Source organism: Arthrobacter sp. SLBN-122 (assembly GCF_006715165.1).
Classification (GTDB): Bacteria; Actinomycetota; Actinomycetes; order Actinomycetales; family Micrococcaceae; genus Arthrobacter.
This window is the reverse complement of record NZ_VFMS01000001.1, coordinates 925202-942522: the sequence shown is the minus strand read 5'-3', so window position 1 is coordinate 942522 and position 17321 is coordinate 925202. Positions and strand designations below refer to the sequence as shown.

At 66.7% G+C, this 17321-nt stretch carries 22 protein-coding genes; 8 read left to right on the top strand and 14 right to left on the bottom strand.

Going from position 1 to position 17321, the window contains the following annotated elements:
* Positions 1-41: 41 nt before the first annotated feature.
* The 3 genes from FBY36_RS04455 to FBY36_RS04445 are packed head-to-tail and all read right to left on the bottom strand — an operon-like array spanning position 42 to position 1778.
* On the bottom strand, positions 42-383 hold the full coding sequence (locus FBY36_RS04455; protein ID WP_142117517.1) for a rhodanese-like domain-containing protein: 342 nt from the start codon (positions 381-383) through the stop codon (positions 42-44).
* Between the two features lie 22 nt (positions 384-405).
* Positions 406-1164 carry a sulfite exporter TauE/SafE family protein gene (locus FBY36_RS04450; RefSeq protein WP_142117516.1) on the bottom strand — a complete coding sequence of 253 codons (759 nt, stop codon included), beginning with the start codon at positions 1162-1164 and terminating at the stop codon, positions 406-408.
* Positions 1161-1778 (bottom strand): rhodanese-like domain-containing protein, encoded by a 618-nt coding sequence (locus tag FBY36_RS04445; RefSeq protein ID WP_142117515.1) that lies wholly within the window; start codon positions 1776-1778, stop codon positions 1161-1163. The genes FBY36_RS04450 and FBY36_RS04445 overlap by 4 nt, the downstream gene beginning before the upstream one ends.
* A 127-nt stretch (positions 1779-1905) precedes the next feature.
* Between FBY36_RS04445 and FBY36_RS04440 the strand changes: the two genes are divergently transcribed.
* Together FBY36_RS04440 and FBY36_RS04435 are read left to right on the top strand one after the other, a co-directional pair.
* Positions 1906-2163, top strand: a complete 258-nt coding sequence (locus tag FBY36_RS04440) for a metal-sensitive transcriptional regulator (RefSeq protein ID WP_142117514.1) — start codon at positions 1906-1908, stop codon at positions 2161-2163.
* Positions 2164-2203: 40 nt separating this feature from the next.
* Positions 2204-2623, top strand: coding sequence for a DUF302 domain-containing protein (locus tag FBY36_RS04435; protein WP_142117513.1), 420 nt, complete (start codon positions 2204-2206; stop codon positions 2621-2623).
* A gap of 29 nt (positions 2624-2652) precedes the next feature.
* Here FBY36_RS04435 and FBY36_RS04430 read toward each other — a convergent pair whose 3' ends face one another.
* Positions 2653-3801 carry an MFS transporter gene (locus FBY36_RS04430; protein ID WP_235008935.1) on the bottom strand — a complete coding sequence of 383 codons (1149 nt, stop codon included), beginning with the start codon at positions 3799-3801 and terminating at the stop codon, positions 2653-2655.
* A 96-nt stretch (positions 3802-3897) separates the two neighbouring features.
* Here FBY36_RS04430 and FBY36_RS04425 point away from each other — a divergent pair, with 96 nt between their 5' ends.
* On the top strand, positions 3898-4512 hold the full coding sequence (locus FBY36_RS04425) for a TetR/AcrR family transcriptional regulator (protein WP_142117512.1): 615 nt from the start codon (positions 3898-3900) through the stop codon (positions 4510-4512).
* Here FBY36_RS04425 and FBY36_RS04420 read toward each other — a convergent pair.
* The 3 genes from FBY36_RS04420 to FBY36_RS04410 form a co-directional block, all read right to left on the bottom strand.
* Positions 4478-5029, bottom strand: a complete 552-nt coding sequence (locus FBY36_RS04420; protein ID WP_235008719.1) for a DUF305 domain-containing protein — start codon at positions 5027-5029, stop codon at positions 4478-4480. The two genes, FBY36_RS04425 and FBY36_RS04420, sit on opposite strands and share 35 nt — an antisense overlap.
* Before the next feature lie 166 nt (positions 5030-5195).
* Positions 5196-5603: a four-helix bundle copper-binding protein gene (locus FBY36_RS04415; RefSeq protein WP_142117511.1), complete on the bottom strand. Its 408-nt coding sequence runs from the start codon at positions 5601-5603 to the stop codon at positions 5196-5198.
* Positions 5604-5655: 52 nt separating this feature from the next.
* On the bottom strand, positions 5656-6027 hold the full coding sequence (locus FBY36_RS04410; RefSeq protein ID WP_142117510.1) for a hypothetical protein: 372 nt from the start codon (positions 6025-6027) through the stop codon (positions 5656-5658).
* Positions 6028-6189: 162 nt separating this feature from the next.
* Between FBY36_RS04410 and FBY36_RS04405 the strand changes: the two genes are divergently transcribed.
* The 3 genes from FBY36_RS04405 to FBY36_RS04395 are packed head-to-tail and all read left to right on the top strand — an operon-like array spanning position 6190 to position 8382.
* Positions 6190-6798, top strand: a complete 609-nt coding sequence (locus FBY36_RS04405; RefSeq protein ID WP_142117509.1) for a flavodoxin family protein — start codon at positions 6190-6192, stop codon at positions 6796-6798.
* A 36-nt stretch (positions 6799-6834) separates the two neighbouring features.
* Positions 6835-7509 carry a haloacid dehalogenase type II gene (locus FBY36_RS04400; protein ID WP_142117508.1) on the top strand — a complete coding sequence of 225 codons (675 nt, stop codon included), beginning with the start codon at positions 6835-6837 and terminating at the stop codon, positions 7507-7509.
* Positions 7510-7554: 45 nt separating this feature from the next.
* Positions 7555-8382 carry an alpha/beta fold hydrolase gene (locus FBY36_RS04395; protein WP_142117507.1) on the top strand — a complete coding sequence of 276 codons (828 nt, stop codon included), beginning with the start codon at positions 7555-7557 and terminating at the stop codon, positions 8380-8382.
* On the opposite strand, the gene FBY36_RS04390 is transcribed toward FBY36_RS04395, so the two are convergent.
* A complete protein-coding gene (locus FBY36_RS04390; RefSeq protein ID WP_142117506.1) occupies positions 8369-9112 on the bottom strand; it encodes a CDP-alcohol phosphatidyltransferase family protein in 744 nt (247 codons plus the stop codon). The genes FBY36_RS04395 and FBY36_RS04390 overlap by 14 nt on opposite strands.
* A 42-nt stretch (positions 9113-9154) precedes the next feature.
* A complete protein-coding gene (locus FBY36_RS04385) occupies positions 9155-9583 on the bottom strand; it encodes a hypothetical protein (protein WP_235008718.1) in 429 nt (142 codons plus the stop codon).
* 145 nt (positions 9584-9728) lie between these two features.
* Between FBY36_RS04385 and FBY36_RS04380 the strand changes: the two genes are divergently transcribed.
* Both FBY36_RS04380 and FBY36_RS04375 read left to right on the top strand, forming a co-directional pair.
* Positions 9729-10274, top strand: coding sequence for a YceI family protein (locus FBY36_RS04380; protein WP_142117505.1), 546 nt, complete (start codon positions 9729-9731; stop codon positions 10272-10274).
* Positions 10275-10301: 27 nt separating this feature from the next.
* Positions 10302-11663 carry a phenylacetate--CoA ligase family protein gene (locus FBY36_RS04375; protein ID WP_142117504.1) on the top strand — a complete coding sequence of 454 codons (1362 nt, stop codon included), beginning with the start codon at positions 10302-10304 and terminating at the stop codon, positions 11661-11663.
* 9 nt (positions 11664-11672) lie between these two features.
* On the opposite strand, the gene FBY36_RS04370 is transcribed toward FBY36_RS04375, so the two are convergent.
* The 5 genes from FBY36_RS04370 to FBY36_RS04350 all read right to left on the bottom strand — a co-directional run bounded on the left by FBY36_RS04370 (position 11673) and on the right by FBY36_RS04350 (position 17255).
* On the bottom strand, positions 11673-12887 hold the full coding sequence (locus tag FBY36_RS04370) for a sensor histidine kinase (protein ID WP_142117503.1): 1215 nt from the start codon (positions 12885-12887) through the stop codon (positions 11673-11675).
* 158 nt (positions 12888-13045) lie between these two features.
* Positions 13046-14338, bottom strand: coding sequence for an ArsB/NhaD family transporter (locus tag FBY36_RS04365; RefSeq protein ID WP_235008717.1), 1293 nt, complete (start codon positions 14336-14338; stop codon positions 13046-13048).
* A complete protein-coding gene (locus FBY36_RS04360) occupies positions 14335-14814 on the bottom strand; it encodes a hypothetical protein (protein ID WP_160141873.1) in 480 nt (159 codons plus the stop codon). Before FBY36_RS04360 ends, FBY36_RS04365 begins: the two co-directional genes overlap by 4 nt.
* Positions 14815-14937: 123 nt before the next feature.
* A complete protein-coding gene (locus tag FBY36_RS04355; protein ID WP_142117501.1) occupies positions 14938-16134 on the bottom strand; it encodes a cation:proton antiporter domain-containing protein in 1197 nt (398 codons plus the stop codon).
* Positions 16135-16142: 8 nt separating this feature from the next.
* Positions 16143-17255: an FAD-dependent monooxygenase gene (locus FBY36_RS04350; RefSeq protein WP_142117500.1), complete on the bottom strand. Its 1113-nt coding sequence runs from the start codon at positions 17253-17255 to the stop codon at positions 16143-16145.
* Between the last annotated feature and the right edge of the window lie 66 nt (positions 17256-17321).

Here is a 17321-nt window from a genome sequence, read left to right as displayed (position 1 = left end):
TCCTTTGAAGTGGTTTGTGGCTGGAGCTGGTGGTGGTGTTGCTAGCGGACGGGTTCGCCGGCCTGGCGCCAGGCGGCCATTCCGCCGCGCACTGAATAGGCGTCGTAGCCCTTGGCGGCCAGGAGCCGGGCTGCCAAGGCCGAGCGAACTCCCGAGGCGCAGACTGCGATGACCGGATGGGTCTTCTGGATGCCGGCGGTGCTGGCCTGCAGACGGTCCAGGGGGACATGCTTGGCTTGCGGCGCCCGTCCGGTCCGCCACTCCTGGGCCGACCTGACGTCGATGAGTGTGGCCCCCGAACCCAGGAGTTCCTTGGCCTGTGCCACGGAAATCGTCTTGTAGGGCTTGCTGAAGGCCTTCTTGAGGGAATCGATCAGTCCCATAGTGCTCTCCTCTATGGATGGGTCAGGCGGTGACCGTGCCGGCGGTGACCCACGCCGCGACGGCAAAGATGAGTACGGCGAATGAGATGCGGATGTGTTTGTCCTTCAGCCGCCGCGCAAACCGGGCGGCAACCACCGATCCCACGATCGCCGGGATGGCGAACGCCAGGGTGGTGGCCCAGTCGATGGTGTAGCCGGCGGCGTGGGCGCTGAACCCGGCGGCCGAGTTGACCACGATGATGGCCAGGGATGTGCCGACGGCCTGTTTCATGCGCAGGCCCAGGAAGATGGTCAGCGCGGGGGTGATGAGGAAGCCGCCGCCCACGCCCAGCAATCCGGTGAGGAACCCGACCAGCAGGCCCACTCCCACGGCCTTTGGGGCGCAGGACCGGAATGCCCGGTTCGGCCCGGTGCTGCAGGACCCTTCGCTTTCGCGGGGCTTGCTGAGCATCCGGATGCCCGCGGCCACCATGATCACGGCGAAAGCCAGCATCAGGATGGTCGGGTCCAGCAGCTTGCCCACGGCCGCGCCGGCCCAGGCTGCCGGGATGCCGGCGCCCCCCACCAGGGCGATCACGGGCCAGTTCAGGCCTTCCCGGATCCGGGGCAGCAGGGCTGCCAGGGAGGATATCCCCACCACCAGCAGGGAGGTGGGAATGGCCTGGGCGGGGCTCATGCCCACGCCGTACACCAGGGCCGGGACAGCGATGATGGACCCGCCGCCGCCCACTACGCCCAGTACGACGCCGACGACGAGCCCCAGACCCAGGGCCGGAATCATGCGGCGGCGCCCTCTTCAGCCGGCTGCACGGGAAGCTGCAGGATGGCGGTTTCGCGGGTGGGCTCCTTGGCGGCCTTGTTCCACGGCATGGCAGACAGGGCCTTGCCCATGGCGCAGGTGTTGGTCGCGGCCGAGAACGTCAGCCCGGTGCCGATGGCGCCGGCCAGCATGCGGACCTTGGGCGAGACGAACTTGCCCCCGGCCAGGCCCAGCATCACCAGGGAGCCTGCGGCCAGGCGGACCTGGCGTTCCAGGTCCCAGCGGTCCTTGCCCTTGACCACGTCGCCGCCGGCGGCGGCGAAGCCGGGAACGCCGCCGGTGAGGACGTAAGCGGTGTCCAGGCCAACGGTGGCCATGCGCTGGCGGGCCTGCTCGGCACGCACGCCGGACTGGCAGACCAGGACCACACGCGAACCCAGCCGGGCGGCGAGCTCGTCTGTGTGCTCGGACAGCAGCGGCAGTGGCACGTTGTAGGAGCCGCGGATGTGCATGGATTCGAATTCAGCGGCGGAACGCACATCGATGACCACAAGGTCCTGGTGCTCCTTGATCCAGGACTGGAGGGCTTCAGGGGCGAGTGCGGTGACGGCGGGTGCTTTGGAAGGGGGAGTCATTGGTGGCCTCTCGGAAGGGGTCGGGTGGATACCCCACCGAGTATTGCAGATACCCCCGGGGGTAGTCAAAACACCCATCGGGGTATATAGTTGACCCCAGCACCCCCATCAACGAAAGACCCCACTTATGGAACTGAACCCAACCGAGCTCACACCCGTGATCAACCGCCTCAAGCGGGCACAAGGCCAACTCGCCGCCGTCACCCGCATGCTTGAGGAAGGCCGCGACTGCAAGGATGTCGTCACCCAGCTGGCGGCCGTGTCCAAGGCTCTTGACCGCGCCGGCTTTGCCATCATCGCCACCGGGCTGGAGCAGTGCATCGTCCAGAAGGACGCGACCATGGACCGGAAGGACCTGGAGAAGCTCTTCCTCTCCCTCGCCTAACCGCCGAACCGCCGGACCCGACGCAACTTTGAGGAGCAACATGACGTACACATTGGCCACCACTGTCTCCGTGCCCTGGGCGGAGGCCGTGAACCGCACGCGCGCGGCCCTTGCCGCGCAGGGCTTCGGGATCCTGACGGAAATCAACGTCCGTTCCACCTTCGAAGCCAAGCTCGGCGCCGAAGCCGCGGACGCCGTCGGGGATTACATCATCCTCGGTGCCTGTAACCCGGCCCTTGCCAGCCGGGCCCTCGCCGCTGAACCGGAAATGGGCGCGTTGCTGCCCTGCAATGTGGTGGTGCGCCGTAACCAGTCGGCGGACGTTACTACGGTGGAAGCCATCGACCCGCAGACTATGGTGCAGCTCAGCAGCGCCCCTTCCGTTAAGGAAGTGGCGGACGACGCCGGTACCCGCCTTCGCAAGGCCCTGGCCGATCTGGGTGGAACTACCAGGCTATAGAGCCGTTCGCGTACAAGACCCCTTGAATCTCATGGTGTCCGCTGCCGTAGTGCCGGGCGGGAGGATGTGTCAGGCCGGCATTTCGCTGCCGGCAGTACTGCGAGGATTCCGAGGATCCCGGCCACGGTGAAGGCCAGGACCGGTGAGACGTAGGCAAATAGGACTCCAAGTGTTGCCGAGCCGAGCGCCTGACCAATGGCGAGGGCGATGAACAGTGCGGCAGTGCCTTCGGCGGCACGGTCGGGAACCAATCGGACTGCCCAGATGATCAGAACCCCGCACAGGGCGGTGTAGCTGGCGGCGAACAGCGCCACGGAGGTATACGCGGTGAAGGGGCTGCCTGGTGCCACGCCCAGCACGACGGTTGCCCCTGCCATGGCTAATGAGGTCAGGTTCCATGCCGTCCGCAGACTCCAGGCTTTAACGATTTTTCCGGCTGTTGCACCGAGTACCCCAAAGGCGCCCAGGACCATCCACGCAAGGATTGAGTATGTCTCCTCACCCGGGCGGGAAGCGGCCATGACGGTGCGGCCGAAAGTCCAGATCGCGGCACTGGATGCGCCGGCCAGGACTGCCGCGGCGATGGGCCAGGCCAGTGGCGCCAGGTCGCGGGCCCGCACCTGGGATGGCAGGCCAGCCGCGCGGTCCCGGCGGGCAGCCCGGTCAGCACGGAGGGTGGCAATGGCTGCCATGGCGACGAGGGCAGCGATTGCCACCCAGCCCAGGCGCCATTGGTCAGTTGTGAGGAGCATGAGGATGCCCGCGACGACGATGCCCGCCCCGGTGCCGGCATTAACAATCGTCTGCGCGCTTTCCTGGCATGCCGGGGCGATGTTGCGCTCGATGAACGTGACCAGGCCCGGGGTTGCGAATCCTGCGCCGGCGCCGGCCAGGACGACACTCATTCCGAGGACGTCGACATTAGGCGCCACCGCCACACCCGTCGATCCCAGGGCAGCTGTAATCCCCGCACATATGACGACGAGCCTTGGACGGGCAGCAAGGCGCAAAGCGAGAACTGCCGCCAAGCAGAAAGAGAGGAAGCTCCCGGCCTGGATGAATCCTGCAGTGGCCGATCCCATCTGGAAGGTCTCGCTGAACCGGGGCAGGAAAAGCCCGTAACCGAAGCGCGCCAGCCCATAGGTCGCCGCTATCAATGCCATTCCGCTGGCCACCATAGCGCGCACGGGATCCTCCTCAAAGACCAAGACCAGAACGATCGTTACAGTACAGTAGAACTATCGTTCTGCAATAGGGGCAGTTACAGTGGGGTTGTGACCATCGGCCAGAGACTTCCAGCACGCGCACGCCTGCTCAAGGCAGCCGATCAAGTTCTGTTCGACCAGGGCATCCGGGCCACTCCCGTCGATGCGCTGCTGCAGCAGGCGGAGGTATCCGCCGCCACGCTATACGCGCATTTCGGCAGCAAGGACGCACTGGTCGCTGAAGCCCTAAGGGTCAGGCTGGCGGACTGGCAGGGAGTCTGGGACCAGCACATCGTTGCGGCCGATAACGATATGGCGCGATTATTGGCAGTGTTTGACGCCCTTGCCTCCTACCGGCGCGACCAGAACCACCCTTCACGCTGGTGCGCCTTTCTTGCTGCCGCCACCGAGCTTCCCGCAGCCGCAGAAGAGATCAGCGCCGTCCTCGCCGCGGATACCGCCCTGCTCGCCACCCGCCTCCTGCATTTCTCGCGCCCCCTCGCCGGCCCGCGGGCTCAAGAGCTGGCCGACGAGGTACTCCTGGCCTACAGCGGAACCCTGACTGCTTTCCTGCGCGGCTACCCCCATTCACCAATTGACGTCGGCCGCCGATTGGCGCGCTCAGCAGCTCAAGCGTGCCGCCAGCCGGCTAGTAGCGGTCGAGAATGGCCTTCATCTGGGTAATCTCCTCCTGTTGGGACTTCACGATCGAATCGCATAGCTTGACGATCTCCGGGTCGGTAATATCCGACTCCTGGCAGACAAGGAGCGCACGTGAGTGATGCGGGATCATGGATTTCAGGAACTGCTCATTTCCCACAAACGTCTCCGTCCTTCCCAGGGCGAACACCGCCACTAACAGCACCGCAAAGCCGGCAAGCATGGCGATGTTCGCCTTCCGGTTCTTGAACATCGACCACATGCCCACCAGCATGACCACGGCCATGGCCGACACCATCAGCAATGCCATCCAGAAGTTGCTCAGGTTGAAATAGAAGTGCTCGATCGAGCGGACCATCGACATGGACAGCACCCACATCAGGGCGAGGCTCACCAGTAGGATGATGGCAAATTTCCAGTACATCCGGGATGACCCGTGGCCGCCGCTGGCCCCGTCCCGCTGATGGCCGGTTCCGTCCTGGGTTTCATGCTGGTGTTGATGCGTGTGATTCTTCCGGTTTGGATAATTTTCTGAACCCACGTGAACTTCCTTTCAAGACTTAGGAACGGTCCTTACTGAATGATTGGCAGAACCGTTCCATCAGCGCGCTTTTCCAGCACGCGCGGAAACCCCAGCGCGGAGCCGCGCTGTCAGCGGGCTCCGCGCTGGGCTGGTTCCAGCGTTGCGGGGTCGCTGCCGGAGCGCCTCAGCCCAGGGAGGCGAGGAGGTTGGAGCAGGCCTGCTCACATCGGCGGCAGGACTCGGCGCAGACGCGGCAGTGTTCATGCATGGAAGAGTGCTCACTGCATTCGTCACCGCAGGCCTTGCACGCGGCCCGGCAGGCGTCGAGCATGGCCCTGGTGATATTGGCGTCGTACCCCGTGTGGCGGGAGAGGACGTTGCCGGTGGCTGCGCAGATGTCAGCACAGTCCAGGTTTGTGCGGATGCACTTCGTCAGTTCCGCCACCATGTCCTCACTGAGACAGGCGTCAGCGCAGGCTGTGCAGGTCTGGGCACATTCGAAGCAGGCCTTGATGCACTCGGCGAGCTTGCCCTTGTCCAGGTTTCCAAGGTCCTTGGGATAGGTGTCCAGCATGGACTGGATGTGGGTCATTGTGGTCTCTCAATTCCGGTCGTAATGGTCATTGCTTGGGAAAACGGTCCCTTTACGTCCGGCTGATGGAGAGTTGGTCCAGTCTGAGGGCTTGGCGCCTGGGTTGGGTGTCCGGAGGCCCGCTGGCAAGGAGGGGATGCGTACCCGCGGGGAGCGCCACAGCCGGCGGGTCCGGCACTGCCGTCTTCAGCGGCGCCGGTTCGCTGCGCGACGCCGGGTAGCGCTGGCAGCAGGCATGGTGCTGCTGCGAATCATCCTGTGGGTGGGCGGCTGCTGCGGTCTGGGCTGAGGAGTGGGCCGCGGCCTGGACCGAGTCCTGCCCTGCCACCAGGGTGTACCTGCTGCCCTGCGAGTAGGAGGCTGCCGCCACCAGCAGGACGGCCAGGAGAAACCAGGTCAAAACGGCCGGCGGTGCTGCAGGCACGCGAACGACATTTCCATCAATCGTCCCAGGCCTCGTCGCCGTCTCCTTCCTCGAGCGCGCATTCCCGCCACCGCAGTTTCCGTAGTGCAGCCAGCACCCTCTGTGATCTACTACTAAGTAGACTGACTATTTTCGCTGAGAAAATCAAGGGAGCTTCCGCCGATGTCCGAACTGTCCGCTCTTGCCCTCGTTTGCACCCTGACCCCCTCCCCGGAGCCCTCCAGCAGCGAGCTGATGGCCCAGCACATCCTGGACGAGCTGGAAGGCCAGGGTGTCACCACGGATTCCCTGCGGATCGTGGACTATGACGTGAAGCGCGGCGTGCAGGTGGACATGGGCAACGGCGACCAGTGGCCAACCATACGCGAGCGGATCCTGGCGGCGGACATCCTGATCCTGTCCACCCCCATCTGGATGGGCCACCCCTGCAGCGTTGCCCAGCAGGTCATGGAGCGCCTGGACGCCGATTTGTCCGAAACGGACGACGACGGCCGGCCCGTCATGTACGGAAAAGTGGCCACGGTGGCCGTCGTGGGCAACGAGGACGGCGCGCACAAGACGATCGCTGACATGATGCAGGGCCTGAACGACATCGGTTTCAGCCTTCCGGCGCAGGGCGGCACCTACTGGGTGGGCGAGGCCATGCAGACCGTGGACTTCAAGGACCTTGACCAGGTGCCGGATCCGGTGGCCTCCACCAATGCAGGGCTGGCCCGCAACGCCGTGCACCTGGCCCGGCTTCTGCGCTCCAGCCAATACCCAGCGAAGTAGCGCACCAAGTCCGCCTCCGGAACAGGAAGGAAGCCCATGCCCACCCAACCGCTGGTCATTGTTTTCGACGTCAACGAGACCCTGTCGGACATGGCCCCGCTCGCCGAAGCATTCGCGCAGACCGGGGCGCCGCGGGAGCTGGCAAAGCTCTGGTTCGCATCCCTGCTGCGGGACGGATTCGCCCTTACGGCCAGCGGTGACAACAAAGCGTTCGCGGCCATCGGCGCCGAAGCCCTCCGCACCCTGCTGGCAGCCGAAGGGATCTCCGGGGACCTGGACGCCGCCGTCGAACGGATCATGACGGCCATGCAGAACCTTTCACTGCACCCGGACGTCCCGGACGGCGTGCGTGCCCTGGCCGCAGCCGGGCACCGGCTGATCACCCTGACCAACGGGGCGGCGGCCAACGCCAACAAATTGTTTGTTGCCGGCGGCATCAGGGACCGCTTTGAGTTGCTCCTGTCCGTGGAGGACGCCCCGGCCTGGAAGCCGGCCCGGGCGGCCTATGAGTACGCGGCAGCATCGGCCGAATCGGAGCCTTCAAGGATGCTGCTGGTCGCCGTGCACCCTTGGGACATCCACGGGGCAGCCAGGTCCGGGCTCCGGACGGCCTGGCTGAACCGGACCGCCGCCCGCTACCCGTCGTACTTCCAGGCCCCGGACATCACTATCAGCGCGCTGACGGACCTTCCCGCGGTGCTCGCCGCGTAGGCACACCACTGACAGCGCACAGCCCATCGGAAACGGAGACCACCCATGGCAGCACCCGCCGTCGAGCGACGCACCGTTGACGTGGACGGCGTTCCGCTGTCCTACCTCACCGCCGGGGACGAATCAGCCCCGCCCCTGATCCTGCTGCACGGCACCTTCTGGAGCCGGGTGTGGCAGCCCGTCCTGCCGGCACTGGCCGCACAGAGCCGCTGCTATGCCCTCGACTTTCCGGGGTTCGGCCGCAGCGGGGGAGAACTGGACGTTGAGCAGGCCACCGTCCCGGCCCTCGCGCAGACAGTGCTCCAGGCTGCGGACGCCCTGGGGATCGCGCAGTTCGACGTTGCCGCGCATGACATCGGCGGCGGCGTTGCCCAGCAGCTCGCCGCCACCAGCGGAAGAATCCGGAAGATGGTGCTGATGAACGCCGTCATGTTCGACTCCTGGCCGGTGCCCGCCGTCGAACGTTTCCGGGACCCGGAGGTCCGCCGGAACACCACGGAGGAGGATCTCCTTGCCGCGCGCCGCAAATCCACCCAGGCCTGCGCGCTGCGGACCTTCACTGAGGACGAACTGGAGGATTACTTGTCCCCCTGGCAGTCTCCGGCGCGGGCGCGGTCCTGGATGGCCATGGCAGCGGCCGCGGATGCCCGCTTCACGCTGGACCTGGTGCCGGCCCTCAAGGAAGCTGCCATTCCCACGCGCCTGGTCTGGGGCCGGGACGATGATTTCCAGAAGATTGAGTTCGCCCGCCGCTACGTGAAAGAGGTCCCCAACGCGGACCTGGTGGAGGTGGACGGCAGGCACATCCCCACCGAGGATTCACCGGACGCCGTGGCCGATGCCATGCTGGACCACCTGGCTAACGGGCGGTAAGTCCGGTCCGGGCCAGGCCGGCGTCCAGCAGCCGCGTACGATGCCGGGCCTCCAAGAGGACCACATCCCGTGTGAAGGAAAACGTGAGCAGGGCAAGCGCCAGGGCCGGGAAGGCGGCAGCCAGCGGCATGCCGGGGAGAAGTGACACCAGCAGCGCCAGCGGCTGGAAGGCCCCGATGGCCTTGCGGGAAAAGCTGGGCGGGAGCGCAGCGCGAAGGTGGGGCCGGAAGAAACCGGCTGCCACGAACACGTAGTACATGCCCCCGATTGCCACGGTCCAGGGTCCCGCCACCGCGGCGGCTGCGACCGACAACACGAGCACCAGTGCGGCGTCGGTGGCGGCATCGAAGCGTGCCCCCGCCGGGGAAGCTGTTTCCGTGCGCCTCGCCACCGCTCCGTCCACCCCGTCCAGCAGGAAGGCAATGCCGCCCAGGACCGGCAGCAGGAGGTCTGGGCCGCGCCCGGTAACCAGTTGCGGAACGGCCACCACGGCGCAGAGTGCCACCAGGACGGCCCGCAGCAGGGTGACGCGGTCTGCTGGAGTGCAGAAGCGCGGGATGCGCCGCAGGACAGAGCCGACGGCGGCCGCGGTCACCAGGGCGCCGGCGCACAGGCCTGCCAGTTGGGGGACCGGTCCGGAGGCGGACAGGGATGACAGCCACAGGGCCGCCAGGAGGTAGGCGGCCAGGGTGGCTACGGCGTCGGGCATCGCCCGCTCAGCTGCGCTCATCAGCCACCTCCACCCGCATGGTACCAACGGCTGCGGTGATCATCACGGCCGGCGTCGTCCGGCCGGGATCCTGGTGCCGGCGTCGGGCCTTCCCCTGCGGCCGGTGCGGACCAGGCCCACCAGCGCCAGCAGCGCCCCGGCTCCCTCCGCGACAGCGCTCAGGGTCTTGGAGAAGAACCAGACGGGGTCATACATCGCCGGGATCGGTCCGATCGCCGGAATGTCCACATACCTGTAGAGCACGACGGCGGCGAACGCGCTGAGTGCCACAGTGAACGCCAGCGCATAAGCCGCGCGGCTTCCGCGTACCAGCACCCAGACCCCGGCTATCACGGCGGCGGCCGCTTCGAGGAGGAACAGGGTGCCCTGGCTGACGGTGCCCGGCTGCGCGTCCTGGTGACCCGGGGCCAGGAAGAGATGGACGCCGGCATCGATGAAGAGTGCCAGTGCGGTCAGTAGTCGTAGTGCCACGCTTATGTATACGCCGGAAGTTCCCTCCCGGTTCACCCGGCCCCCTTATATCTGCGGGTTTTATGGGGAATATTTAGGGGCATCCGTAATCTTGCGCCTGTAGCGGGCGGCGAAGCCTGCGGCCCTACGAGTAAGGAGAATGACCATGACCCTTCCCAAGGAACTCACGCCCGGAACATGGACCCTGGACATGTCACACAGCGAGATCGGCTTCAGCGTCCGCCATGCCGGAATCAGCAAGGTTCGCGGCCGCTTCACGGAGGCCAGCGCCGAGGCCCGGGTTGGGCATTCCCTGGAAGACTCCTCGGTCCACGCCACGGTGTCCACGGCCAGCTTCGACTCCGGTGACGCCAACCGGGACGCGCACGTGAAGGGTGCGGATTTCTTCGACGTCGAGCGGTATCCGGAGATGACGTTCCGCGGCACCCACATTGAAGGGGACGGGGAGGATTACACCCTGACGGGGGACCTGACCATCAAGGGCGTCACCCGTCCCGTGGAGCTTGAAGTGGAGTTCACCGGCGTTGCGGTAGATCCCTTTGGCGCCACCCGGGCCGGCTTTTCCGCAGAAGCCGAAATCAGCCGCAAGGAATTCGGCCTGACCTGGAACGCGGCCCTGGAAGCCGGCGGTGTGCTGGTCAGCGACAAGGTGAAGATCACCCTGGAGGCAGCGCTGGTCAAGCAGGGCTGACAGGCGTTTCCGTCAGGCGGTGCACCCGTGGACCTCCGCCTCGTCTCCCACGTGCTGTTCCTGCGGGCCGCGTTGCGGAGGCGGGACCGCTGGGATGCTGTCCGGATCGCAGCCCATCAGGACCATGCCCTGAAGGAGCTGCGCAGGGCCGCCTACGCAGGCTCGGAGTTCTACCGTCGGCACCACGCTGGCCTGCATGACGCTCCGCTGGATCAGCTGCCGCCGGTGACCAAAGCCGACCTGATGGAGCATTTCGACGAGGCCATCACCACCCCGGATCTGACGCTGGCGGACTTGGAGGAGCATCTGCGGTCCCTGGCCGGGAGCGGCGGGAACCCCGGCCGGCCGTGGCGGGGCCGGTGGTGGGCGGCGGCGACGGCCGGGACCACCGGCCGCCACGGAATCTTCGTCTGGAACCGCCCGGAATGGGCTTCGGTCCTGGCCTCGTACGCCCGAGCGAATGACTGGGCCGGGATCTCCGCCGGCCTGACCCGGCCGCTGAAGGTGGCCCTGGTCAGCTCGCGCGTGCCCACCCACCAGTCAGCCGTCGTCGGCGCCTCTGTGCGCTCCAGGATCATCCCCACCCTCCGCCTGGACGTGACCGCCCCCATGGACCAGAACGTCGACGCGCTGAACCGCTTCCAGCCCAGGATCCTCGTCGGCTACGCCTCAGCGCTTAAACCCCTCGCGGCAGAGCAGCAGGCCGGGCGGCTGCACATTGCGCCGCAGGCGGTCATGTCAGCCTCCGAAGTGCTCAGCCCCCGCGCCGCATCGGAACTGGAAGCCGCGTGGGGACGTGCCCCGTTCGACGTCTACGCCGCCACCGAAACGGCCGGTATCGCTTCCCCCTGCACCTACCGGAACCGGCACGTTTACGAGGACCTCGTGATTATCGAGCCCGTGGACCAGGCGGGCAGCCCGGTCCCCGCCGGGACAACCGGGGCCAGGCTCCTGGCCACCGTCCTGTTCTCGCGCACCCTGCCGTTGATCAGGTACGAGATGTCCGACACCGTAAGGCTGGGCCGCAGGGGCTGCCCATGTGGGCGAAGCTTCACCATCCTGGAGGGGATCGAGGGGCGCATCGAGGACGTCCTGCGGCTGCCCGGCAGGACAGGAGTTGCCCACGTGCACCCGAACGTTTTCCACCGTGTCCTGGACCAGGCCGCCGTCGCAGGCTGGCAGGTGGTCCAGGAACCCTCCGGGCTGCGGGTGCTGCTGGCCGGACTCACGCCCGGGCAATCCGTGGAAGGAATCCGGGCGGCGGTAGCCGACGCCCTCCTCACCGCCGGTGCGCTGCATACCCCCGTGGACGTGAAGGTGGTGGCACAGCTTGAACGGACGGCCCTTGGAAAAGCGCCGATGGTCCGCGCCCTGAGGGACCAGCCCTGAGGCATCGCGTCAGCTGTTGGCGCCCAGGCGGATGGTGACCATGGTGCCGTCCCCGGGGACGGGTCCGATTTCAAGCCGTCCTCCGCTGGCGGCGGCGATCCGGGCAGCGGTGGCCAGGCCCAGCCCGGTGCCCGGCGGGTCGTCCTCCCGGTGCAGGCGGACCAGGGGATCCAGGACGCGTTTCCGGTCCCCTTCGCTGATGCCTTTGCCGTTGTCGATCACCCGGAGCGTTGTTCCGTCATCGGCCCGGTGGCCGGTGACGTGGATGACGGGAGGAATGCCCGGCCGGCTGTAGGTGATGGCGTTGTGGACCAGGTTCTGCAGCAGCACGCGCATCTGGACGGGATCTGCAGTGAAGGCCAAGTCGCCGCATTCAATCGAGGCGCCGTACTCTTCGATGCTGGCCGCCAGGTCCTGCACGACGTCCCGGACCAGGTCCTGCAGGGAAAGGCAGGTTGGCCGGACGTCCCCGCCGATGGTGGCGTAGGACAGGACGTCGCTCACCATGGACAGCATGCGCTGGCCGGAATTGGCCACCACGTCCAGGTACTCCGCGATTTGGCGGTCCTCCAGCGCTTCGGCGTCGTCCCGGGCCAGTTCAACGTAGCCCAGGACGGAGGTGAGCGGGTTGCGGAGGTCATGGCTGATCCTGCCGGCGAACTCTGCCAGCAGCGTGTTGCTGCGTTGGGCCTCGGTCAGCGCATCGGCAAGCTGGCGGGCGCGGTGCTCAAGCTGCAGGGCCTCGACGATCTCGGCGGCGAGGATTTCCAGGCCCTTGAGCTGCCGGTCACTCAGCTGCCCGGTTTCCCGCGCGCCCGCACAAAGCGTGCCCAGGACAAAGCCGTCCTCGGCCACCAGGGGGATGGAGACGTAAAACCTGACCTCGCCCCTGCGGCCGTCAACATAGGGGTTGTTGCTGTAGCGGGGATCAAGCGAGGCATCCTCCAGGACAGTGGGCGTCCCATTGAGGAAGCCCACGGCGCACATTGAATCTTCCCGGGAGCACAGATACGGTTCCATTCCCGCCGTCGCCACCTGGTACTGCAGGTTCTCGGTGATGATGTTGATTGCGGTGACCGGCTGCCCGCACAGGGTCCTGGCCAGTTCCACCAGGTTCTGCAGGCGCTGGGAGGGAATCGGGACGGTGATGTCCAAACCCGGCTCGGGGGTGGGGAGTCCGGTCCTGGCCAGGACGGCGTCCCTGGCCAGCTCTTTTACCGTCACCGGGGGAGGCCTGAACGTGCCGGGAAACTGCTGCCAGCCAAGTTGATGTCCTGGCTCCGAATGGGGTGCTCACACATCGCACCATCATGGCAGATCCGGACCGCCGGCCCGTTGATACGTGAACGTTTCCGGCAAAGTGATTAGCCCTGAGGCCGTCGTTATCCGAACAGGTAATAGCGGATGTACAGGTACGGCAGGCAAAGCCCGATGGTCACGGCGGTGACGACCAGCCCGTACTTGGTGAAGGTCCAGAACGAAATCGGGTGGTCGTAGCGCTTCGCAATGCCGATGACCACCACATTGGCGCTGGCTCCAACGGCAGTGGCGTTGCCGCCCAGGTCAGCTCCGAGGGCCAGCGCCCACCAAAGGGGCCTGGCCGGATCGCCGCCTGCCTCCACCAGGCTTTGCGTGATGGGGGCCAGCGTGGCCACATAGGGGATGTTGTCGATGATGCCGGACAGCACCGCCGAACCTCCGAGCAAAGCCAGGGCGGCGACGTCGTACTGCTCCCCAATCAGGCCCGCCATGGACTCGCCCACTGAGCGGACCACCCCCAGGTTGACCAGGGAACCAACCATGATGAAGAGGCCGGCGAAGAACAGAAGGGTCTCCCACTCCACGTCGGCGAACACCTTCCGCGGTTCCAGGCGGGCAAGCAGCACCAGGAGGCCGGCGCCGAGCATGGCCACCACGGACGGTGCAAGGCCCAGCAACGGGCGGGCAACGAAACCGGCCAGCACCAGCCCTACCACCACCAGGCACTTCACCAGCAGTGGCCTTTCGCCAAGGGCCTCCTTCTCGTTCAGCGCCATGACGCGCGCCGCGCGCTCCGGATGGAAGCGGAAGGCGGTGCGGAACATCACCCGGCACAGTCCGATGAAGACCAGGAGGAGCACTGCCACAATGGGCGCCAGGTTGATGATGAAGTCGTTGAAGGTCAGGTTTCCACGGCTGGCGATGATGATGTTTGGCGGGTCACCGATGAGTGTGGACGCGCCGCCGATGTTGCTGGCCATCACTTCCGCGATCAGGAACGGCACAGGGGGCGCCGCCAGGCGTTCGCAGACCAGGAGCGTCACGGGAGCGGTGAGCAGGACGGTGGTGACGTTGTCCAGGAACGCCGAAAGCACGGCAGTGATCAGCACCAGGATCACCATGATCCGGAAGGGGTAGCCCCTGGCCTTTTTCGCTGCCCAGATGGCCAGGAACTCGAACAGGCCGGTTTGCCGGATGATGCCGACGATGATCATCATGGCCAGCAGGAGGAAGATGACGTTCCAGTCGATTCCGCTCTCCGGCGAGAAGAACATCCCCTGGTCGTCCGTAGCGCCGATCAGGACCATCGCCGCGGCGCCGCCCAGCGCCGTAGTCAGACGCGGCAGCTTTTCGGTAGCGATCAGGACATAGGCCGCCAGGAAGACCGTGAGCGCAAGGCCAACCTGGATGGTCACTGGTCCCCGGCTCCGGTCCCGGCGCCGCCGGCCGTTGCCAGGACGGCGCTGATCACGGCAGGAAGCGTCACGAACATCGGGGCGTCGGGGGGTGAATCGTGGAGCAGTGCGATCTGGGTCCTGGCGTCCACCATCCGCGCCGCGATCTCCACGAGGGTGGCGTCGGACTCGATGGAAAGAATTTTGCGGACGGCAACGCCCTCGTCGTCGAGCATTTCGCCCACGGTCCGCTCGGAGATGTGGTCCCACAATTCGGTGGCCGCGGCTTCGTCGAAAACTGCGGCGAGGGAGACATCGTCCAGCAGGTAGCCGGGCAGCATGAGCCGCAGGACGTCGACGGCGGAGACGATGGCCGTGGGAACTCCCCGCCGGTTCGCGATCACCAGCCCCACCAGGCCGCTGTCCGCGATCAGCCGTCCGGCTTCAGCCGCCGTGGTTTCCCGGCGGACAACGGGCAGGGAAACTTTCAGGTCCACGGCACGCACGGCTCTCCTTAACACTTCGAAGGACAACGGGGGTAGTGCAGACCCATCCAATCACTGGGACGCGGTCCTGCCCAGGATTTGCCGGCCACGATCGTGTGGCCACCCCGTGGCGGGTCAGGCATGTTCCGTCCGCTTTCCTGGGCTCTTTACGCGTTCACCGAATTGGCGGGCGATGAGGACGTCCGTGGAGGAGTGGGACAGGATGGAGAGCACGATTACCAGGGCCACGAGGTGGTAGACGTCATCAGCACGGGTGATGCCGGATTCCAGGATGATCAGGCCGTACACCACCGAGGCGAACCCCTTGGGTCCGAACCACATGGCCGCCGCCTGCTCGCGCATACTCAACTTGGCCCCCAGGAAGGACACCAGCAGGGCCAAGGGCCGGGCAATGAGCAGTGCCAGGAGGGCGAAGATCCAGCCGGCAAAGGGGATCTCGCTGAAGAGGAAGACCGGGGTGATCAGGGCGCCAAAAACCATGATGGCCGCCAGCTTCAGCAGTTCGGTGACCAGCTCACCGAACTGCTCAAACTCGTGCCGGAGTCCCCGGCCCAGGGTGGCCACCGTGATGCCGGCGGCGAAGGCCCCCAGGAACAGGTTGGCGTGGGTCGCCTGGCAGATGGCCAGCACCAGCAGCCCGATGGAGACCGCCAGCAGGGGCTGGAGTGACCTGGTCGCCTGCAGGAAAGGCAGCCGTTCCAGGGCCAGGACGGCCACGGGCACCACAACACCCACCAGGATGCCCAGGACAATCTCGAACAGCAGTTCCTCGCCGCGGGCATCGCTTCCGCCGGCGGCGGCCAGGAGGATCAGCACGATCGGCAGGGCCAGGCCGTCATTGACGCCGGATTCGACGTTAAGGAGGTGCCTGAGCCTGCCCGGGACCTCTTCCCGGCCCACAATGGCTGCCGCAAACACCGGGTCCGTCGGAGCCAGGATGGCGCCCAGGAGGAAGGATTCCAGCCACGGCAACCCAGCCACGACGTGGGCAAACACTGCGGTCAGGCCGAGGGTCAGCGGCAGTCCCAGCAGCAGGGCCCGGCCGGGCAGCCGCCAGGCGGAGCGCAGGTCACCGAACCCAACACGCATCCCGTCCGTGAAGAGGACCGAAAACAACGCCAGCTCCGCCAGGGCTCCCACAATCGGGTCGCCCGCCGAGACCGTGATGAAGCCCAGGGCGCCGGGCCCCAGCAGGAACCCGCCCACCAGGAAGAGCACGGCCGTGGACAGCACTGTCCGGTGGGCGCGCTCGGAGATGAGCACCCCGATGAGCAGCAGGACGGCGAAGGACAGGAGCAGCGCTGTTTCCATTGCCATCATTAGCCCGGGAGCAAACGGACGGCGAGGTTCCGGACCGTGAGACCGGCACGGGAAGCGGGAACGAGTAGGGCCGCTCCGAGCTGGTACCCGCGCTGGCGCGAGGCCACCAGCTTGCGGTGGCGGGTCTCGTACCGGCGGAACGCCTCCCCGGGGTTGGCGGGGGTGGCCGACAACTCCTCGGCCAAGGTGCTGGCGCCCACCATGGCCATGCTGGACCCATCCCCGAACAGGGACACGCAGGATGCTGCATCGCCCAGCAGGGCCACCCGCCCGCGGGACCAGGCCGGCAGCCGCACCTGGCTGACGGCATCGAAATAGAGGTCCGGGGCGTCGCGTACCTGGCCGGGCAGGTCGGGTAGCTCCGGTACAGGCCAAAGGTGCCGGCTGTAGGCATTCGCGACGATCCGGCGCTGGGCCTCCGGGTCGCGGTACTCGGCACCGGGATGCTTTGGTCCCCGGAAGATGAATCCGGCACCGGCAGTTCCGCGGACGGGGTGGATGGTCAGCGACAAACCTGGCTGGTTGTACATGAGGACTGTAGCGGGGTCGGCCGCCGGCCGCCCGAGGGACAGTGTGGCAATGTACAGGCCAAGCGGGCGGACAAAGTCTGCCTCCGTGCCAAAGGCCAGCCTGCGGACGGTGGAGTGCAGTCCGTCGGCGCCCACCACCAGGTGGAACCGCCGCGCCGGTGAGCGTTCGAACGTAACGTCCACGCCGCCGTCGTCCGGCTGCAGCGCGGTGACTGAATCCCCAAACAGGAACTCGGTCCCGTCCGCGGCTGCCTCGCAGAGGACCGCCGCCAGATCTGCCCGCGGCACCTCGACGTCGTCTCCGCGGGGTCGGCCCAGGCGCAGCGGGCCTATCCGGTGCCCGGACGGGGTCACGAACGCCAGCCCCGGCGCCCGGGTCGCGGCTGCCTGCAGGCGGGAAAGGACATCCATGCGGCGTGCGATGCCGGTGGCCTCTCCATGGACGTCCACCGGGTTGCCGCTGGACCGCAACCCGCGGGACCGTTCCACCAGGGTGGGAGCGAACCCACGCCGGGCCAGCGAGAACGCCAGGGTGGGCCCGGCGATTCCTGCCCCGCAAATCAGTACCGTAGGCTGTGCCACCCCATCAGGGTAGTGCACCGGCCCGGAGGACTATAGGCTCCGACGGCGGGCCTTTCCGCGCCGGAG